This is a genomic window from Microtetraspora sp. AC03309 (assembly GCF_020826795.1).
GTDB classification, from domain to species: Bacteria; Actinomycetota; Actinomycetes; order Streptosporangiales; family Streptosporangiaceae; genus Microtetraspora; species Microtetraspora glauca.
On the sequence record NZ_JADDIL010000321.1, the window covers coordinates 1 to 681 of the forward strand.

Below are 681 nucleotides of genomic sequence, written 5' to 3' on the forward strand. Positions count from 1 at the left end.
GATGACGACCTTGTCGGCCGCGCCCGGGGTGGCCACACACTGCAATGCCTGGTCCAGATCGACGAAATCGAAGGTGTGGCTGATGATCGGCTGATATTTCTCCCAGTTGTCGATGATGTCCTTGGTCACCTCGAAGATCTCGGTGGGATAGCCCATCGAACCGATGATCGTCAGTTCGTTGCTCATCAGGTTCATGAAGTCGACGCCGATCGGCTCTTTGTGAACCGCCACGATGCCGAGCTTGGCTCCTCGCTTGGCAGCGGCGAGAGCGGCTTCGACTGCCGCCGGAACGCCGGCGGCGTCCAGGAACACGTCGGTGCCGGCCTTGTTCGGCCACATCGAATCGCCTGGTCCGTGCAGTTCGATCAATCGCGCGATGACGTCCTCGTCCCTGGAGTTGATCACCGCGTCCGCGCCGACTTTCAGTGCTTTCTCCAGGCGCGACGGCAGAATATCCGCCACCACAACGTGTTTGACTCCCCTGGATTTCAAGGCGATCGTGATGCCCAGTCCGATGGGCCCGGCTCCGATCACCAGCACCTGGTCGCTCGTCCGAGGCGCCACCTGGTTGACTGCGTGGAGGGCGACCGCCATGGGCTCGTTGAGGGCCGCGACCTCGTACGGGATGTGGTCGGGCACGACCTCGAGGCTCTGACCCCGAACCGCATCGCTGATGAGCAG

1 protein-coding gene is annotated in these 681 nt (G+C 62.6%); it reads right to left on the minus strand.

The features are described 5' to 3' along the window. A partial coding sequence (locus tag IMZ11_RS43095; protein ID WP_228649411.1) for a zinc-binding dehydrogenase occupies window positions 1-639 on the minus strand: 639 nt, incomplete at its 3' end. Window positions 640-681 lie beyond the last annotated feature (42 nt).